At 64.5% G+C, this 17,669-nt stretch carries 16 protein-coding genes; 6 read left to right on the plus strand and 10 right to left on the minus strand.

From position 1 onward, the window contains the following. Nucleotides 1-121: 121 nt before the first annotated feature. The 3 genes from nagA to NO934_RS06195 are packed head-to-tail and all read right to left on the minus strand — an operon-like array spanning nucleotide 122 to nucleotide 3,064. Nucleotides 122-1,267, minus strand: coding sequence for an N-acetylglucosamine-6-phosphate deacetylase (gene nagA, locus NO934_RS06185; protein ID WP_309162958.1), 1,146 nt, complete (start codon nucleotides 1,265-1,267; stop codon nucleotides 122-124). Further along, nucleotides 1,264-2,292 carry an SIS domain-containing protein gene (locus NO934_RS06190; RefSeq protein WP_309162959.1) on the minus strand — a complete coding sequence of 343 codons (1,029 nt, stop codon included), beginning with the start codon at nucleotides 2,290-2,292 and terminating at the stop codon, nucleotides 1,264-1,266. The genes nagA and NO934_RS06190 overlap by 4 nt, the downstream gene beginning before the upstream one ends. A gap of 19 nt (nucleotides 2,293-2,311) precedes the next feature. Beyond that, nucleotides 2,312-3,064, minus strand: a complete 753-nt coding sequence (locus NO934_RS06195; RefSeq protein WP_309162960.1) for a GntR family transcriptional regulator — start codon at nucleotides 3,062-3,064, stop codon at nucleotides 2,312-2,314. A gap of 280 nt (nucleotides 3,065-3,344) precedes the next feature. On the opposite strand from NO934_RS06195, the gene NO934_RS06200 reads away from it, so the two are divergent. The 6 genes from NO934_RS06200 (at nucleotide 3,345) to NO934_RS06225 (ending at nucleotide 9,850) form a co-directional block, all read left to right on the plus strand. Then, nucleotides 3,345-4,247, plus strand: coding sequence for an N-acetylmuramic acid 6-phosphate etherase (locus tag NO934_RS06200; RefSeq protein ID WP_309162961.1), 903 nt, complete (start codon nucleotides 3,345-3,347; stop codon nucleotides 4,245-4,247). A gap of 64 nt (nucleotides 4,248-4,311) precedes the next feature. Continuing rightward, nucleotides 4,312-5,583, plus strand: a complete 1,272-nt coding sequence (locus NO934_RS06205; protein WP_309162962.1) for an ABC transporter substrate-binding protein — start codon at nucleotides 4,312-4,314, stop codon at nucleotides 5,581-5,583. A 212-nt stretch (nucleotides 5,584-5,795) separates the two neighbouring features. Further along, a complete protein-coding gene (locus tag NO934_RS06210; RefSeq protein WP_309162964.1) occupies nucleotides 5,796-6,725 on the plus strand; it encodes a sugar ABC transporter permease in 930 nt (309 codons plus the stop codon). Continuing rightward, entirely contained in the window at nucleotides 6,725-7,567 is an 843-nt protein-coding gene (locus tag NO934_RS06215; protein WP_309162965.1) for a carbohydrate ABC transporter permease, read from the plus strand. Before NO934_RS06210 ends, NO934_RS06215 begins: the two co-directional genes overlap by 1 nt. Continuing rightward, entirely contained in the window at nucleotides 7,564-8,613 is a 1,050-nt protein-coding gene (locus NO934_RS06220; RefSeq protein ID WP_309162966.1) for a Gfo/Idh/MocA family oxidoreductase, read from the plus strand. The genes NO934_RS06215 and NO934_RS06220 overlap by 4 nt, the downstream gene beginning before the upstream one ends. A 235-nt stretch (nucleotides 8,614-8,848) precedes the next feature. Then, nucleotides 8,849-9,850 carry an ABC transporter ATP-binding protein gene (locus tag NO934_RS06225; RefSeq protein WP_309162967.1) on the plus strand — a complete coding sequence of 334 codons (1,002 nt, stop codon included), beginning with the start codon at nucleotides 8,849-8,851 and terminating at the stop codon, nucleotides 9,848-9,850. A gap of 305 nt (nucleotides 9,851-10,155) precedes the next feature. Here NO934_RS06225 and NO934_RS06230 read toward each other — a convergent pair whose 3' ends face one another. The 7 genes from NO934_RS06230 to NO934_RS06260 form a co-directional block, all read right to left on the minus strand. Then, nucleotides 10,156-10,716: a dienelactone hydrolase family protein gene (locus tag NO934_RS06230; RefSeq protein WP_309162968.1), complete on the minus strand. Its 561-nt coding sequence runs from the start codon at nucleotides 10,714-10,716 to the stop codon at nucleotides 10,156-10,158. 66 nt (nucleotides 10,717-10,782) lie between these two features. Next, nucleotides 10,783-12,342 carry an FGGY-family carbohydrate kinase gene (locus NO934_RS06235; protein WP_309162970.1) on the minus strand — a complete coding sequence of 520 codons (1,560 nt, stop codon included), beginning with the start codon at nucleotides 12,340-12,342 and terminating at the stop codon, nucleotides 10,783-10,785. Between the two features lie 28 nt (nucleotides 12,343-12,370). Next, nucleotides 12,371-13,084 carry an HAD family phosphatase gene (locus NO934_RS06240; protein ID WP_309162971.1) on the minus strand — a complete coding sequence of 238 codons (714 nt, stop codon included), beginning with the start codon at nucleotides 13,082-13,084 and terminating at the stop codon, nucleotides 12,371-12,373. After that, complete coding sequence (locus tag NO934_RS06245; protein ID WP_309162972.1) at nucleotides 13,081-14,556, minus strand: mannitol dehydrogenase family protein; 1,476 nt, start codon at nucleotides 14,554-14,556, stop codon at nucleotides 13,081-13,083. The genes NO934_RS06240 and NO934_RS06245 overlap by 4 nt, the downstream gene beginning before the upstream one ends. Nucleotides 14,557-14,713: 157 nt before the next feature. Continuing rightward, complete coding sequence (locus NO934_RS06250; protein WP_309162973.1) at nucleotides 14,714-15,712, minus strand: ABC transporter ATP-binding protein; 999 nt, start codon at nucleotides 15,710-15,712, stop codon at nucleotides 14,714-14,716. A gap of 18 nt (nucleotides 15,713-15,730) precedes the next feature. After that, a complete protein-coding gene (locus tag NO934_RS06255; RefSeq protein WP_309162974.1) occupies nucleotides 15,731-16,561 on the minus strand; it encodes a carbohydrate ABC transporter permease in 831 nt (276 codons plus the stop codon). Then, on the minus strand, nucleotides 16,562-17,434 hold the full coding sequence (locus NO934_RS06260; protein ID WP_309162975.1) for a sugar ABC transporter permease: 873 nt from the start codon (nucleotides 17,432-17,434) through the stop codon (nucleotides 16,562-16,564). Nucleotides 17,435-17,669: the final 235 nt, after the last annotated feature.

Raw genomic sequence — 17,669 nt, forward strand, 5'->3', positions numbered from 1 at the left:
ACAACTCGGGCAGCGCTTAAGCAGGAGCACTGGCACCGCAAGGAGAGCCCCTTCTCCCCTGGTGGGAGAAGGGCCGGGGATGAGGGGGCGCTGAGCCAGCACGATCCCCACCGTCAGCGGCCTACCCCACCACCCTCTCGCCCTTCACCCAAACACCTGCCACCTCGACCCCATCGGACAGGTGCACCATCGACGCCGCTGCGCCGGCGCCCAGATGCCCCATCGCGCCGGCGCCTATCGCCTGCGCCGGATAAAGCGATGCCATCCTGAGCACTTCGTCGAGCGGCAATCCCAGGGTGCGGTACATGTACCGCACCGCCTCGATCATGGTGAGATCGGCACCCGCCAATGTCCCATCGGCCAGCCGCAAGGCCCCATCGGCCCGCGCGATCCAGCGGCCGTTAAGAGTAAATCCGTCCATATCGGTCCCCATGGGCGACATGGCGTCGGTCACGAGGAAAATCCTGCCCGGCTCGGTCTTGGCCCGCAGCGCCACTCCGATGCTGGTCGGATCGACATGGATACCGTCGGCGATCAGTCCCGCCCAGACTCCCTGGCTGAGCGCCGCGCCCACCAGCCCCGGCTCGCGATTTCCCAATTGGCTCATGGCGTTGAACAGATGCGTCACCATCGAAGCGCCCGCTTCAAAAGCGGCCACCGCGCCCGCGTGTCCGGTATCGGAATGGCCCAGCGAGACCGTCACCCCGCCCGCAGCAAGCCGGGCGATCTGATCGGGCGCAACCGATTCCACCGCCACGGTGGTGAGCAGCGCCGGCATTTTCGCCCGCGCGTCGAGCAGGGCCGCGAGATCGGCCTCCTCCATGGGCCGGATATAATCGGGATTGTGCGCACCCTTGCGCGCCACGGAAAGATGCGGCCCCTCGATATGGAGCCCGGCAAAACCTTTGACGCCCGCCGCATGGGCCGCGATACCCGCATCGAGCGCCTCGCGCGTCACTTCCCGCGTATCGGTCACCAGCGTCGGCAACAGCGCCGTGGTGCCGAACTGGAAATTGGCGGCGCAAAGCGTTTCCAGCCCCTCGACGGTGCGGTCCTCGTTGAACAGCACCCCGCCCGCGCCGTTGACCTGCAGGTCGATAAAGCCGGGCACCAGCATGCCGCCGGACAATTCGATCCGATCGGCGTCAGCCGGAACATCGGCCAAGGGCGCGATGCCCTTTACGACGCCATCGGCGACGAGCAGCGCCCGCCCCTCGTGCCAGGCTTCTCCATCAAAGATCGGCGCGCCGGAAATCGATTGCGTCATAGCGTTGCCGTCACTTTGCGCAGATGGGGAGGCTCGTCGGGGTTGAACCCGCGCCGCCGGGCGAGCGCTTCGATGAAGCCATAGAACGAAACCACCAGCGCGATCGGATCGGTCAGCGGATGCCCAGTGCGCGCCACCGGCAGGGCCGTTCCGGCCCCCGGTTCGGGATCGGTGACAAACACCGTGCCCCCCTGCTGCGCCAGCCGCGAACAGGTTTCGAGGATCGAAGGCCGCGCCTTGTCGGCCACCGAAAGCGCCAGCACCGGAAAGCCGCGCTCGACGATCGCCGCCGGCCCGTGCAGCACTTCGGCTGTCGAATAGGCTTCGGCATGAAGCCCCGAGGTTTCCTTGAACTTCAAAGCCGCTTCGCTGGCGATCGCCGCCCCCGGCCCGCGCCCGAGCACATAGAGGGAGCTGACGTCCGCCGTCGCCTCCACCAGCGCCGACCAATCGCATGCGAGCGCATTGTCCAGCGCCTCGGGCAAGGCATCGAGCACCCGGATCAGCCGCTCGTCCCCGCTCCAGCCGGCAACGATCGCCAGCCCGGCCACCGTCGATGTCACGAAGGTCTTGGTGGCGGCCACCGAGTGTTCCGCTCCCGCGCAGATGTCCACCACATGATTGGCCGCTTTGGCCAGGGGCGAGTCCACCGAATTGGTGATGGCGATCGCCGTCGCCCCCGAGCGCCGCGCGCTCGAGAGCATGGCGACGATATCAGGGCTTTTCCCCGATTGGGAAATCCCGATCGCCCCGGCCCGGTCCAGCTTGAGATCGACCCTGTAGATCGAGGCGACCGAGGGCCCGACCGAAGCCACCGGCACCCCGGTCGCCAGTTCGCACGCATATTTGAAATAGGTCGCTGCATGATCCGAGGACCCGCGCGCCACGGTCACGATCACATTGGGATCGGCGGATTTGAGCGCCTTGGCCGCCGCATCGAGCGCACCGCGTCCGTCGGTCAGGAGCCGTTCGACGGCCTTGGGGATCTCGGCCACTTCGCGCTTCATGTGGGTGGTCTGGGTCATGCGGGCGATCAGTCCTTCATTAGATGCGCAGTTCGGCAACGAAGTCGTAGGCGTCGCCGCGATAGATGGAGCGGGTGAATTCCACGATTCTCCCCGACGCCAGATAGGAGGTGCGCTCGATCTTGAGGCTGGCCGCCCCTGCCGCCACGTCGAGCAGATCGGCGTCCTGGCGTCCGAGATTGACCGCGGCGATGCGCTGGATGGCGCGCACCGGGCGATTGCCGGTCTTTTCCAGATGCGCGTAAAGCGAGGCCTCGATCCTGTCGGGGTCGGGCAGGATCGAGGCGGCGAGCGAAGCGCGCTCGATGGCCAGCGGATTGCCGTCGGCCATGCGCAGCCGGTTGACCCGCGCCACCTTCTCCTCGGCCCCCAGGCCCAGCACCACAGCTTCCTGCGGGGAGGGATCGTAAAGCCCGCGGTCGAGCCATTGATTGGTCATCGTCCGGCCCCGCCGCGCCATGTCCTCGGTGAATGAGGTGAGGCTGGAAAGCGGCTGCTCGACGCGTTCGATGCGCGGGGCAACGAAGGTCCCCGAGCCATGGCGCTGGATCAGAATCCCGTCGGCCACCAGGTTCTGCACCGCCTTGCGCACCGTCACCCGGGAAACGTCGGCGGTCGCGGCGATATCGCGCTCCGAAGGCAGCGCGTCGCCGGGATTGATGAGCCCGGATCTGACCGCATCCTCGATCGAGCGGCGCAATTTGAGATAGAGCGGCCCGCCGCCCGGCGCTGCGGCGGTCTGCCGGAAAATGTCCTCGATGCTCAGAGTCATCGCCCGCTCCCCGCCCCGCGTCATGACGAAGCGCTCCTGTGATCTACATAATACCAATATCAGGCCATTGGAAAAGCCATGAGAACGGAAAATTCGCAAAAGACGGAAAAAGCGGCTGAAATCCTAGAACTATCGGACCCTCCCCGTCTGCGATCATCACAAAATCGTAACACACCACTGGACAAGTGGTATTTTTTTGGCATTATCGAGGTGTCAGGAGGAATTGCATGAAGCGTAGGGGTGACATGCAGATCGGAACAGCGGCGCGGGACATCCGGCCATGAGCGCGCTTGCGTCCACGGAAGCCGCCGATCCGCGCTATGCCGGGCTCGATGCCTGGGAGGATGAAGTAATCCTCTCGGCCCTGCTCGACGGCCAGAAGCGTGGCCTCGACGCCGTCACCACCGTCATTCCCGACATCGCCAGGGCGGCCGAACTCGCCGTCGCCGCGCTCAGGGCCGGCGGGCGCCTCGTCTATCTCGGCGCCGGCAGCCCCGGCCTCATCGCCCTATCGGACGCGCTCGAAATCCCCCAGACCTATGGCATCGCGCGCGATCGTATCGTGATCCTCATGGCTGGCGGCCAGGCGATGACCGAAGAACTGCTCGGCGGGCCCGAAGACGACGCCGAAGCGGGCGCAGCCGATATCGCCCGCGCCGGCGTCGGCCCCAACGATTTCGTCATCTGCCTGTCGGCCAGCGGCACCACCCGCTATACCGTTGCCGGCCTTCTCGCCGCCAAGGCCGCCGGTGCCAGAACCGCCGGCATCGCCGGCAACCCCAATACGCCGCTCCTCGACCAGGCCGATGTCGCGATCCTTCTTTCCACCGGCGCGGAAGTGATTTCTGGCTCCACGCGCATGGCGGCGGGCACGGCGCAAAAAGCCACCCTCAACATGATCTCCACCCTGATCGGGGTGCGCATGGGGCATGTCCACGACAATCTCATGGTCAACGTCACCGCCGACAACGCCAAGCTCGTCCTGCGCGCCACTGGCATCGTCGCGCGCGTCACCGGCGTCGACCCAGATGTCGCCGCAGACGCGCTGCGCGTCGCCGGCAATGAAGTCAAACCCGCGATCCTTCTGGCCGCGGGCGCCAAGAATCCGGCCGAGGCGCGAGACCTGCTCTTGCGATCGGGCGGTGTCGTGCGCGCGGCGCTGGCCCTTATGGGCCAGGCCTAGCCCGGCAACAAAAGGAAGTCCCCCATCCGGTGCGCCGGATGGGACAACAAAGAGAGGAAGCATCATGATTTCGAAATCGAAACTGCTCAGCGGCAGTGCCGGGGTCGTTCTTGCGCTCGCGGCCACCCCGCTCCTGGCGCAGGAAACCACCCTCGTCATCGAAAGCTGGCGCAATGACGATCTGACCATCTGGCAGCAAACCCTGATCCCGGCCTTCGAGGCCGCCCATCCCGAGATCAACGTCGAATTCCAGCCCACCGCGCCGACCGAATACAACGCGGCGCTCAACGCCAAGCTCGAAGCGGGCTCGGCCGGCGACATCATCACCTGCCGCCCGTTCGATGCCTCGCTGGCCCTCTTCCAGGACGGGCACCTGGCCGATCTCACCGATCTTGAAGGCATGGCAAATTTCTCCGACGTCGCCAAATCGGCTTGGTCGACCGACGATGGCAGCCAGACCTTCTGCGTTCCCATGGCCTCGGTGATCCATGGCTTTATCTACAACGCCGATGCCTTCGCCGAACTGGGCCTCGAAGAGCCGACGACGGAGGAAGAATTCTTCGCCGTGCTCGACGCCATCCAGGAGGACGGCACCTATATCCCGCTCGCCATCGGCGCCGTCGATCAGTGGGAAGCGGCCTCCATGGGCTATCACAATATCGGCCCGGCCTATTGGGCGGGCGAGGAAGGCCGTCAGGCGCTGATCGCCGGCGAGGCCAAGTTCACCGATGAGGAATGGGTCAAGCCCCTCGAAGTTCTCGCCCGCTGGGGCGAATATGCCGGCGAGGGTTACCAGGCCCAAACCTATCCCGACAGCCAGAACCTCTTCACCCTCGGCCGCGCCGCCATCTTCCCGGCCGGCTCGTGGGAGATCGCGCTGTTTGAGGAACAGGCCGATTTCGCCATGGGCGCCTTCCCCCCGCCGGTCCCGGCCGAGGGTGACACCTGCTACATCTCGGACCACACCGATATCGGCATCGGCCTGAACGCCGCCAGCCCCAACGCCGAAGCGGGCCGCACCTTCCTCAACTGGGTGGCTTCGGCCGAATTCGCCGAGCTCTATTCCAACGCCCTACCCGGCTTCTTCGCGCTGTCGAACGAACCGGTGACGCTGGAAAACGAACTCGCCAACGAATTCGTCTCCTGGCGCGAAAACTGTGAATCGACCATCCGGCCGACCTACCAAATCCTTTCGCGCGGCACGCCGAACCTTGAGAACGACAACTGGCTGCACGCCTCCAACGTGCTCGCCGGCACCGAAACCCCTGCCGACGCCGCCGCGGCGATCCAGGAAGGTCTCGATAGCTGGTACACGCCCGGCATGTACGAGGAGTAGGCGCGCCTCCGGCGCCCCCCTCTCCGGCCTGCCGGCCACCCTCTCCCCAAAGGGGCGAGGGTTGCTCCTATCCCAGCGCGCGGAAAAGAACCTGAACTGCCACACCCACAGTTCCCTCTCCCCGCTGGGGAGAAGGCCAGGGTGAGGGGATCGTTCAAAAAACTCCGGGCGGCGCCAGCCGCCCGTCCTTACCACGAGGGAAACCAACCGACATGGCGGCAACCACCGAGCACAAGCCCCCGCGCCGCTGGCATATCGCGGTATTCCTCGCGCCCGCGGTGCTCGTCTACACCGCCATCATGATCATTCCGCTGTTCTCGACCCTTTTCCAATCGCTCTTCGGCCCGGTCGACGGCGAGCGCGCCTTCGTGGGCCTCAGAAATTTCCAGACCCTGTTCTTCGATCCGCGCTGGGCCGCTTCGTTCTGGAACGCGCTCTACAACAATTTCTGGTTCTTCTTCATCCATATGGTGGTCCAGAACCCCATCGGCGTCCTTCTGGCCGCCATCCTCTCCAACCCCAACCTGCGCCTCAGGGGTTTCTACCGCACCGCCATCTTCATCCCCACCATCCTCTCCTTCGTGATCGTGGGCTTTGCCTGGCAGTTGATCCTCTCCCCGCTCTGGGGCATCGCGCCCAACATGCTCGACGCCATCGGCCTGCGCTTCCTTTTCGCCCCCTGGCTCGGACAGGAAGGCGCCGCATTGACCACTCTCGCGCTGGTCTCGGTCTGGCAGTTCGTGGGCATCCCCATGATGCTCATTTACGCCGCCCTGCTCTCGATCCCCGACGAGGTGATCGAAGCGGCCGAGATCGATGGCGTCACCGGCGCCAAACAGTTCTTCAAGATTCAGCTTCCGCTGATCCTGCCCACCATTGGCATCATCTCGATCCTCACCTTCGTGGGCAATTTCAACGCCTTTGACCTCATCTACGTGACGCAAGGCGCCCAGGCCGGCCCCAATTTCTCCACCGACATATTGGGGACGCTGCTCTACCGCACCTTCTTCGGCTTCCAGCTCCAGCAGGGCGACGTCAATATGGGCTCGACCATCGCCACCATGATGTTCCTGATCATCCTGGTCGGGGTCTGCATCTATCTCTTCGGCATCCAGACCCGCATGCGGAGGTATCAGTTCTGATGGCTTCTACCGCCCGCACCTCGCTGCCGCGCACCATCGCCGCCCACGCCGTACTGCTCGCCTATACGGTGATCGCGCTGTTCCCGGTGTTCGTGATCGTCATCAACGCCTTCAAGGCGCGCCGCGACATCTTCAACGACCCCCTGGCCCTCCCCAATGCCGAAAGCTTCTCGCTGGTCGGCTTTGAAACCGTCACCAGCCAGGGCGATTTCCTGCTCTATTTCCAGAACTCGCTGATCGTCACCATCGTGTCGCTCGCCTGCGTCCTGCTGTTCGGAGCCATGGCCGCCTTCGCGCTTTCCGAATACCGTTTCAAGGGCAATCCCTTGATGGGACTCTATCTCGCGCTCGGCATCATGATCCCCATCCGCCTGGGCACCGTCGCCATCCTGCAGATGATGGTGGCTTCCGGGCTGGTCAACACATTGACCGCGCTGATCCTGGTCTACACCGCGCAAGGGCTTCCGCTCGCCATCTTCATCCTTTCGGAATTCATGCGCACGGTTTCGAGCGATCTCAAAAACGCCGGCCGCGTCGATGGGCTCTCCGAATACCGCATCTTTTTCACCCTGGTCCTGCCCCTGGTCCGCCCGGCCATGGCGACGGTCGCGGTCTTTACGATGATCCCCATCTGGAACGATCTCTGGTTCCCGCTGATCCTCGCCCCCGCCGAAGCCACCAAGACCGTGACCCTGGGCGCGCAGGTCTTCATCGGCCAGTTCGTCACCAATTGGAACGCGGTGCTGGCCGCGCTGACCCTCGCCATAGTGCCGGTGCTGATCCTCTATCTCATCTTCTCGCGGCAGCTGATCCGCGGCATCACCTCGGGAGCCGTCAAATGACCATCCGCGTCCTCGTCGCGGGCCTCGGCAATATGGGCCGAGCCCACGCCATGGCCTATCACAACCGCCCCGGCTACGAGATCGTGGGGCTGGTGACCCGCGGCATCGCGCCAGTGCCCGCGGGCCTGGAATCCTATCCCCACTTCACCGATTTCGCCGAGGCGCTCGCCGCTACCAGCCCTGACCTGGCTTCGATCAACACCTATTCGGATACCCACGCCGACTACGCCGTCGCGGCGATGGAACAGGGCGCGCATGTGTTCATCGAAAAGCCCCTGGCCACCACCGTCGCCGATGCCGAACGGGTCGTCGAAACGGCCAAGCGCCTCAATAAAAAGCTCGTCGTCGGCTACATTCTCCGCCACCACCCCTCATGGATGCGCCTGATCGCGGAGGCGCGAAAACTCGGCGGCCCCTACGTCTTCCGCATGAACCTCAACCAGCAATCGGCCGGCCGCTTCTGGCAGACCCACAAGACGCTGATGGAGACCACCTCCCCCATCGTCGATTGCGGCGTCCATTATGTCGACGTCATGTGCCAGATCACCGACGCCAAACCCGTCCAGGTGCGCGGCATGGGCGTGCGGCTCACCGACGATATCGCCCCAGAGATGTATAATTACGGCCATCTGCAGGTGCTGTTCGATGACGGGTCGGTGGGCTGGTACGAGGCCGCCTGGGGCCCGATGATCTCGGAAACCGCGTTCTTCGTCAAAGACATCATGACGCCGAAAGGCTCGGTTTCGATCGTCATGGACGAGGGCGCGAAATCGTCGGACCACGAAACCCACACCAAGACCGATCGCATCCGCATTCACCGCGCCGACCTTTCCGGCGCCGGCGAATTCATCCACGAGGACGAGATGCTCTCCATGGAAGGCGAGCCCGGCCACGACGCTCTTTGCGCCGCCGAACAGGCTTACGTCCACCGCGCCATCACCGAGGACGTCGACCTTTCCCGCCACATGCAGGACGCCATCCAATCCCTGCGCATCTGCCTCGCCGCCGACGAGTCCGTGCGCACCGGCAAGCCGGTGGATCTGTGATGGCGAAACCGATTGGCGTTTGCGCCCTTGGCGCCCCCCTCACCCTCCCCCTCTCCCACCAGGGGAGAGGGGTATCCTTTGTCGCCGCACCCATCCGATATCCACGCGCGATAAGGGGCGCTATCGAGGCTGCCCCACCCCCATATCCCCTTCCCCCCCTGGTGGGAGAAAGTGCCCCGAAGGGGCGGATGAAGGGGGCGCCAAGGGCGACAGCTTTTATAAGAGGACACACTAAATGACCGCCCTCGAACTCAAATCGATCAAGAAAACCTTTGGCTCCACCGACGTCCTCCACGGCATCGATCTGTCCGTCGAGGACGGCGAATTCGTGATCTTCGTCGGTCCTTCGGGCTGCGGAAAATCGACTCTCTTGCGCATCATCGCCGGGCTTGAGGACGCGACCTCAGGCACCGTCGAAATCGCCGGCGCCGTCGTCAACGGCACCCCGCCCGCCAAGCGCGGCATCGCCATGGTGTTCCAGAGCTACGCGCTCTATCCGCACCTGACCGTCAAGGGCAACATGTCCCTGGCCATGAAGCAGGAAGGCGCCGCCAAGTCCGAAATCGATGATCGGGTGGATGTAGCGAGCAAAATGCTCGGCCTCGATCCGCTCCTTGAGCGCCGCCCCGCCGAGCTTTCGGGCGGCCAGCGCCAGCGCGTCGCCATCGGCCGTGCCGTGGTGCGCAAGCCCAAGCTCTTCCTGTTCGACGAGCCCCTCTCCAATCTCGACGCGGCGCTGCGCGTCAACACGCGGCTCGAAATCGCCCGCCTGCATCGCGAACTTGCCGCCACCATGGTCTATGTCACCCACGACCAGGTCGAGGCCATGACGCTCGCCGACAAGATCGTCGTGATGAACGCGGGCCGCATCGAGCAGGTCGGCACCCCCATGGAGCTCTACAACAGCCCCGCCAACACCTTCGTCGCCGGTTTCATCGGCTCGCCGCAGATGAACTTTATCGACGCCGCCGCCCTGGGCGAAAAATCCGCCAAAACCCTCGGCATCCGCCCCGAGCACATCGGTGTCTCGGAAACCTCTGGCGATCTTTCCTGCGAAGTCGTCCACATCGAACAGCTCGGCGCCGACACCAATCTCTACCTTTCCAACGAAAAGGTCGGCCTCCTCACCGCCCGCCTTTTCGGCGAACACCATTTCGCCCCCGGCTCGAACGTCTTCGTCACCTTCGACAAAGCCAAACAGCACCTCTTCGACGCCGACGGGAGGGCCATCCGGTAGAGGCAGCGAGCCCACGTCCGAAGCGTAAGCGGAGGCCCGCAGCTACTACCCTCCGCGGCAGCCCTGCGGATTGTCGATCACGCCCGACAATGACGAGTTGATACGGTAACGGCGACGAAACCAGCTCCTCTGGCTGCAGTTTCGCCCCACCTCGCCTCCTCGTCCACCGTGTCACCCCCCGGGGGCAGGTATGCGCGCCGCTATCGGCCCCTTCCCCAGCACCTCCCCTTCGTCGTCTTCGGGCTTGACCCGGAGACCCGCAAGACATCCGCGCAGTTCGGAAGATTTGTGTGTCGCAGCGCCCCCTACACCGCCTTCAAAAACGCCCGCGACCGATCGAGGCACAGCCGCGCCGCCGCCTCGTCGTAATCCTCCAGCGCAGGATCGAGAAAATAGTGCCCCACCTCCGGGTAGCGGTAGAGTTCCAGCTCCGCCTCCCCGGCCTTTTCCTCCCAATCGGCGAAATAGTCCTCATCGTCGAACGGATCGGGTTCGGCCACATGCGCCGAAACCGGCAATCCGGGGCGCGGCGCCGCCTCCCAGGGCGCGACCCCGGCAAAAAACAACACCCCCTTGGTCCGGGACCGCCGCGCGCAATAGCGGCTCGCGAGCATCGTGCCGAACGAGACGCCGGCCAGCACCGCGTCCTCGGGCACGTCCTTCATCGCCGCCTCGGCACGCGCAGCAATTGCCTCCTCCCCGATTTCGCGGTGCAGCGCAAACCCCGCATCGTAATCGTCCGAAGCCTGCCCGCCATAGAGGTCGGGCAGCGTCACACTGTGCCCATCCGCCTCGAACACGGCGGCGATTTCTCCCTCGATCGGCCGCAGGCCGAGCACCGAATGAAACAGGACGATATGGACCATTGCCGAAACGCTCCCTTTTCTCAGGTCTCCCTCTCAAGGCATGGGACGCCCATCGCGTTCCAAGGATCAGCCGCCTTTGGTGATCGCCTCGAGCTCGGCCCGATGCTCCTGCATGCGCAGGAACACCGCATAATCGCGGTCATAGAGCGCCTTGACCGAGGGGCCGGGCGCGCGCGCATCCGTCCCGTTCCGCATTGCCCGCGCCGCTTGCGCGGGGCCGGGATAAATCCCGGCCGCGCTCGCCGCCGCCATGGCCGCGCCCAGCAGCATGGCGTCGCCCCCCGAAAGCCGGCGCACCGCGCAACCGGTCGCATCGGCGTAAAGCCCGATCAGCAGTCGATTGCGCGTATGCCCGCCCGCCACATGCAGCGTATCGATGGCATAGCCCTTGGCGTTGAGGGTTTGCAGAATCTGCCGCACGCCCAGCGCCAGCCCCACCATTGTGCGCCAATAAAGCCGCGCCAGCCCGTCCAGCGAGCCATCCAGCGTGAGCCCCGAAATCACCCCCAGCGCGTGGGGATCGGCGAGAGGCGAGCGGTTGCCGTGGAAATCGGGCAGCACATGCAGCCGGGGCGCAAGCTCGGGCTCGTCCTGCCGCAGCCGCTCGATGCGCGCGATCATCTCCTCATGCGCCTCTGCCCCCCTGAGCCCATAAAGCCCCAGCACATAGTCGAGCGCCGCCCCCGACGCCGATTGCCCGCCCTCGGAAAACCACAAGCCGGGCAACACCGCCCCGTAATAGGGCCCCCAGATGCCCCGCATCGGGCGCGGTTGGCTGGCAAGCGCCACCACGGCGCTCGAGGTCCCCGCGATCAGCCCCAGATGCCTGTCGGTCTCAGCCTCCCCGCCCAGCAGTCCCAGCGCACCGGCATGCGCATCCACCATGCCGGTTGCCACGACCGTACCGGCCGCAAGCCCCAGCGTTTGGGCCGCGTGAGGGGTGAGCGTGCCCAGCCGCGCGCCCACCGGCGCCGCCCCTTGCGGCAATCCCGCGCGCTCGAGCAGGTCATCGAGCCCCACCGCACGGAGAAAGTCGCTCCGCCAGCCCTGCTCCTCATGGGCGAGAAAGCACCATTTCCCCGTCAGCGTCGATTGGCTGCGCGCGCCCGACCCGCATGCTTTCCAGGTCAGAAAATCGGCGAGATCGAACATCATCCCGGCCCGCGCCCATATCTCGGGCCGGTTGCGCTTGAGCCAGAGAAGCTTGGGAATTTCCATCTCCGGCGACAGCGCCCCGCCCGAATAGCCGAGCACGGAATGGCCGGTGGCGTTGATCTCCTCGGCTTCGCCAAGCGCCCGATGGTCGAACCAGGCGATGGTGTCCCACCCCTCGCCTCCCAGCGGCAGGGGCCGTCCCTCGCCGTCGCGCACCACCAGCGAGCAGGTGGCGGCAAAGCCGATCGCCGCGATTTCTGCCGGGTCGCACCCTGCTTGAGCCACTGCCTCTCGCACCGCCGCGCACACGGAGCGCCAGATATCCTCGGAATCGTGCTCGCCCCGCTCCGCCCCCTCTCTGCGCATGGCGATCGGTGCCTGGGCGCGAGCCAGCAGCGCGCCGGCCGCCGTCACCACGCCGGCACGGGCGCTGGTCGTGCCGACATCGACGGCAACCAGAAGGGCTGACATGAATTCCCCCGAGATTTCTGCAGCGCGCTCAGGCGCGCTGTTGGCATTCCCGGAGAGAGCTTAAAAGATCGGGCAGCGTCTGCATATCGCCCAAAATCGCATCGGGCTTAAGCGCCGCCAATTGCGCCTCCAGCCGGGCCGGTCCCACATGCCCGCCCCCGGTAAAGGCGATCACCGCCATCCCCGCCGCCTTGGCGGCCATCACCCCGGCCGGGCTGTCCTCGATCACCACGCAATCGCGCGGCGAAACGCCCATACGCTCGGCAACATGGAGAAAGAGATCGGGCGCCGGCTTGCCGCGCGGCACGGCGGTCGCCGAATAGATGTGGGGCGCGAAGCGATCGTGCAGCCCGGTGAGCTTCAGACTCACTTCGATCCGCTCATAAACGCTCGACGACGCCACGCAGGACGCCGCATCGAGCCGGTCGAGCATATCGAAAACGCCCGCCATCGGTTTCAGCGCGTCCCGGTAGCGCGCATAGAGCCTGTGCCGCATCACCTCGAGCGCGGTTTCGTCCATTTCAACGCCATAGTCGGCCCAAAGCGCCGCCGAAACGGTCTTGAGCGTCCGCCCGAGAAAATCGCGATAGGCCGCGTCGCGCCCGATCCGCACGCCCCGCGCCGCCACGGTTTCGATCAGAACGTCGATGGCGATGGGCTCGGAATCCACAAGCACCCCGTCGCAATCGAAGATCACGAGCCCCGTCCCCGCCGCCTCTCCCTTGCGCGCCGCCGTGATCACAACCGGTTCTCGATATAGCGGGTCAGCGTCTCGCGCGCGCCGACCTCCCAGATCGTCCCGAGCGCATGGGAGAACGCCGCCACATAATCGGCATTGTCGGCCACGCTGCCGAAGATGTCCTTCATGGCCAGAAACGCCCTCGGATCGTCCTTGGCGGCAATCGCCGCGGTCTGCAGCCTATCCCAGCTCGGATCGTTGGGCGCAATCGGCGCCCCGGAATCGCTCACTCCATAGCAGTAGCGGCACCAGAAGGCCGAAACCAGCGCCAGCCCGGTGACCGACGCCCCCGCCGCCAGCCGGTCCTCCACCGAGGGCAATATGAACTTGGGCTGCCGGTTCGAACCGTCGAGACAGAGCCGCTGAATGGTGTCGCCGATCTTGGGGTTGGCGAAGCGCTCGGCGATCAACCGGCGATATTGGTCAAGGTCGGTATCGGGCACCGGCGGCACCACGGGGATGATCTCCTCGACCGTCAGTTTTTCCAGATAGGCGGCGACCAGCCGATGCTCCATCGCCTCATGGACGAAATGGATATCCATCAGCGCCGAAGGATAGGCGATCGCCGCGTGCCCGCCATTGAGGATCCTGATCTTCATCAGCTCCCAGGGTGAAACGTCGTCCACGAACGTCACCCCGACCTTTTCCAGCGCCGGCCGCCCGGCGGGGAAATTGTCCTCGAGCACCCATTGCTTGAACGTCTCGCAAAACACCGGCCAGCCATCGGCGATGCCATATTGGGAAGCCACGAACTCCCGCTCGCGGTCGGACGTAGCCGGGGTGATGCGGTCCACCATGCCATTGGGGAACGCCACCTCTTGCCGCACCCAGCCGGCCAGTGCGGGATCGATCAGATCGGCCAACCCCGCCACCGCGTTCATGGTCACCACCCCGTTGTGGGGAATGTTGTCGCAGCTCATCACTGTAAAGGGCACCACGCCCTTTTCCCGCCGCGCCTTGAGCCCGGCCAGGATCAGCCCGAACACGGTCCTGGGCGTCTCGAAATTGGCGGCATCGGCGACGATCTCGGGATGGGTGGGATTAAAATGCCCCTTGGCATCGAGATAATACCCGCCCTCGGTGATGGTGAGCGACACGATCCTGATCGCCGGATCGGCAAGTTTGGCAATGATCGCCGCGCCCTCGCCGGGATCGAGGAAATCGATCATCGGCGCCGTGATCCTGGCGCTCGTTCCCCCCGCCTCCTGCTCGACCACGGTTGAGAGATAATCCTGCCCCGCCAGAATCTGCCGCATCTGCCCATCGCTCTCGCGCACCCCCGCCCCCACGATGGCCCAATCCTGGTCGCGCCCGAGATTGAACAGATCGTCGAGATAGATCGCCTGATGCGCCCGATGAAAATTGCCCACCCCGAAATGGACGATCCCGGGGCCAAGGTCCTCATGGCGATAGCCCGGCACCGCAACCTGCGCGGATAGGGCATGCAGAGCGGAAGCCGAAAGCTTGATACTCATCTAGGATATCCCGGAAACTGGGTCGCTGTATCTGGCAGCAGCATCTGCCGCGGTCTGCCCTTCTCCCTTGGTGGGAGAAGGTGCCCCGAAGGGGCGGATGAGGGGGGCGCAGCGTTTCCACAGCCGCCAGTGCCCGTACCGATCCCCAACACCGCCATCACACCGCCCGCCCCTCGGCATCGAACCGATAAATCCGCCCCTCGGCCGGACTCAGCCCCACGGTCTCCCCATGCCGGAACGGCACATCGCCCGAAGCGCGCGCCGTGAGCGTCCCCACACCCTCGACATTGACATGCAAAAACGTGTCCGACCCCAGATGCTCGGAAACGCCAACCACCCCGCGCCATGTCCCGCCCTCGGCCGAAACATTCAAATGCTCGGGCCGCACCCCGATCGTCGCCGCGCCATGTTTTTCCGCTTCCGCCCCGTCGATGAAATTCATCTTCGGGCTCCCGATGAACCCGGCGACGAATTTATTGGCGGGCTTGGCGTAAAGCTCCAGGGGCGAGCCGTATTGCTCGATGCGCCCGGCATTGAGCACCACGATCTTGTCGGCCATGGTCATGGCCTCGACCTGATCGTGGGTCACATAGATCATCGTGGTCTTGAGTTTATTGTGCAGCTCGGAAATCTCGAGCCGCATGGCCACCCGCAACGCCGCATCGAGGTTGGAAAGCGGCTCGTCGAACAGGAACGCCTTGGGCTGGCGCACGATGGCCCGCCCGATCGCCACGCGCTGGCGCTGCCCGCCCGATAGCTGGCGAGGCTTGCGGTCGAGATAATCGGTGAGGTTCAGGATCGAGGCCGCATTGCCCACGGCCCTGTCGATCGCTTCCTTGCTCGCTCCCTCCATCTTCAAGGGGAAAGCGATGTTGCCGCGCACGCTCATATGCGGGTAGAGCGCATAGGACTGGAACACCATGGACAGCTTGCGCTGGGCCGGCGCGGCGCGGGTGACGTCGCTCCCATCGATCTCGATTGTGCCCTCGCTCACATCCTCGAGCCCTGCGATCAGCCGCAGCAGCGTCGACTTTCCGCAACCCGAAGGCCCCACGAAGACGACGAACTGCCCGTCCTCGATATCGAGAGAAATGTCGGGGATGACGGTCACTCCGCCAAAGCTCTTTTTCACATGTTCGAGCCTGATCGAACCCATGATGTTTCTCCCCTTTTTCTATTTCACCGCGCCGAACGTCAGGCCGCGGACCAATTGTTTCTGGCTGAACCAGCCCATGATGAGGATCGGGGCGATCGCCAGCGTCGAGGCGGCGGAAAGCTTGGCCCAAAACAGCCCCTCGGGCGAGGAATAGGACGCGATGAACGTGGTCAGCGGAGCCGCGTTGGTGGTCGTCAGATTCAGCGTCCAGAACGCCTCGTTCCAGGCGAGGATGATGTTCAACAGGAGCGTCGAGGCGATGCCCGGCACCGCCATGGGGGTGAGCACGTGGATCACCTCCTGGCGCAGATTGGCCCCGTCCATGCGCGCCGCCTCCAGGATATCGACCGGGATTTCCTTGAAATAGGTGAACAGCATCCACACGATGATGGGCAGGTTGATCATGGTCAGAACCACGATCAGCCCGATATGGCTGTCGAGCAGCCGCAGATCGCGGAAGATCAGGTAGATCGGCACCAGAACGCCCACCGCCGGCAGCATCTTGGTGGAGAGCATCCACATCAGCACATCCTTGGTGCGCCTGGTGGGCGAAAACGCCATCGCCCAGGCCGCCGGAATGGCAATCAACAACCCCAACAGGGTCGAACCCACCGCCGAGATCACCGAATTGGTGAAATGACGGAAATAGTTCGAGCGCGATTGCACGGTCTCGTAATTTTCCAGCGTCCAGTCGAAGAACACGAAGCTGGGCGGAATGGAGATCGCCTCGCCCTCGGTCTTGAAGCTGGTCAAGATCGTCCAGAGGATGGGAAAGAAGATCACCAGCCCGATCGCCCAGGCGATTATCGAGACGACGATCTTGCGGCGGGTGGAAACAGCACGCGCCATCTAAGCCTCCAAGTTCCGGCCGACGATCCGCAGAAGGAAGATCGCGACGATATTGGCAAGGATCACCGCCACGATGCCGCCGGCCGAGGCCAGTCCCACATCGAATTGCAACAGCGATTGCATGTAGATGAGGAAGGTGAGGTTGGTGGTGGCCGTCCCCGGTCCGCCATTGGTGGTCACCAGGATTTCCGCGAAGATCGATAATAGGAAGATGGTCTCGATCAGCATCACCACGGTGATGGCGCGCGCCAGGTGCGGCAGGATGATGTAAAAGAACATCGCAAGCGGCTTGGCCCCATCCATTTCGGCGGCCTCGCGCTGTTCCTCGTCGAGCGATTGCAGCGCGGTCAGAATGATCAGCGTGGCAAAGGGCAGCCATTGCCAGGCGACGATGATGATGACGCTCAGGAGCGGCACCTGCGCGAACCAATCCACCGGCTGCAATCCGGAGGCCCGCGCCAGAAAGGCGAAGAACCCGTTGACCGGGTGCATGAGCATGTTTTTCCAGACCAGGGCCGAAACCGTGGGCATCACGAAAAACGGCGCGATCACCAGGAGCCGCACGATTCCATGCCCGAAGATCGGCTGATCGAGCAGCAGCGCCAGCAATGTGCCGCCGACAAGCGTGATGGCCAGCACCCCGCCCACCAGGATCAGCGTGTTGGTCAGCGCGGCCAGGAAATTGGGGTTAGAGAAGAAATAGCGGTAATTGTCGAAGCCGGTGAAATACTCCATCCCCGGCATCAGAAGATTATAGCGCTGGAACGAGAACCACAGCGTCATGGCCAGGGGCACGATCATCCAGGCCAATAGCAGCAGCACAGCCGGCGCCATCATGAACCGCGCCGCGGTCTGGGTCTGTAGCGTTGCCATTGCATCTCCCCTCAGGATCGTTTCAGCGACCTTTCGCATCCGCCGCCACTCACACCCGTGAGGGCGCTTCAACTTCTCCACCTCGTCGTCCCGGACTTGATCCGGGACCCAGTAACCTGCAGCGCCGGATGGAGAGCACACACGCTCCCCACCACCCCTCGTCATCCTCGGGCTTGACCCGAGGATCCATGCCAGGAACGCGGAGACAGAGAGGAAGCACCTCAAGCCGGCGCGA

Source organism: Pelagibacterium sp. H642 (assembly GCF_031202855.1).
Taxonomy (GTDB): domain Bacteria; phylum Pseudomonadota; class Alphaproteobacteria; order Rhizobiales; family Devosiaceae; genus Pelagibacterium.

Excerpts from the sequence above, each read along its gene's own strand:
- nagA (WP_309162958.1), bottom strand. The coding sequence starts at position 1,267 with ATGACGCAATCGATTTCCGGCGCGCCGATCTTTGATGGAGAAGCCTGG.
- NO934_RS06190 (WP_309162959.1), bottom strand. The coding sequence starts at position 2,292 with ATGACCCAGACCACCCACATGAAGCGCGAAGTGGCCGAGATCCCCAAG.
- NO934_RS06195 (WP_309162960.1), bottom strand. The coding sequence starts at position 3,064 with ATGACTCTGAGCATCGAGGACATTTTCCGGCAGACCGCCGCAGCGCCG.
- NO934_RS06200 (WP_309162961.1), top strand. The coding sequence starts at position 3,345 with ATGAGCGCGCTTGCGTCCACGGAAGCCGCCGATCCGCGCTATGCCGGG.
- NO934_RS06205 (WP_309162962.1), top strand. The coding sequence starts at position 4,312 with ATGATTTCGAAATCGAAACTGCTCAGCGGCAGTGCCGGGGTCGTTCTT.
- NO934_RS06210 (WP_309162964.1), top strand. The coding sequence starts at position 5,796 with ATGGCGGCAACCACCGAGCACAAGCCCCCGCGCCGCTGGCATATCGCG.
- NO934_RS06215 (WP_309162965.1), top strand. The coding sequence starts at position 6,725 with ATGGCTTCTACCGCCCGCACCTCGCTGCCGCGCACCATCGCCGCCCAC.
- NO934_RS06220 (WP_309162966.1), top strand. The coding sequence starts at position 7,564 with ATGACCATCCGCGTCCTCGTCGCGGGCCTCGGCAATATGGGCCGAGCC.
- NO934_RS06225 (WP_309162967.1), top strand. The coding sequence starts at position 8,849 with ATGACCGCCCTCGAACTCAAATCGATCAAGAAAACCTTTGGCTCCACC.
- NO934_RS06230 (WP_309162968.1), bottom strand. The coding sequence starts at position 10,716 with ATGGTCCATATCGTCCTGTTTCATTCGGTGCTCGGCCTGCGGCCGATC.
- NO934_RS06235 (WP_309162970.1), bottom strand. The coding sequence starts at position 12,342 with ATGTCAGCCCTTCTGGTTGCCGTCGATGTCGGCACGACCAGCGCCCGT.
- NO934_RS06245 (WP_309162972.1), bottom strand. The coding sequence starts at position 14,556 with ATGAGTATCAAGCTTTCGGCTTCCGCTCTGCATGCCCTATCCGCGCAG.
- NO934_RS06250 (WP_309162973.1), bottom strand. The coding sequence starts at position 15,712 with ATGGGTTCGATCAGGCTCGAACATGTGAAAAAGAGCTTTGGCGGAGTG.
- NO934_RS06255 (WP_309162974.1), bottom strand. The coding sequence starts at position 16,561 with ATGGCGCGTGCTGTTTCCACCCGCCGCAAGATCGTCGTCTCGATAATC.
- NO934_RS06260 (WP_309162975.1), bottom strand. The coding sequence starts at position 17,434 with ATGGCAACGCTACAGACCCAGACCGCGGCGCGGTTCATGATGGCGCCG.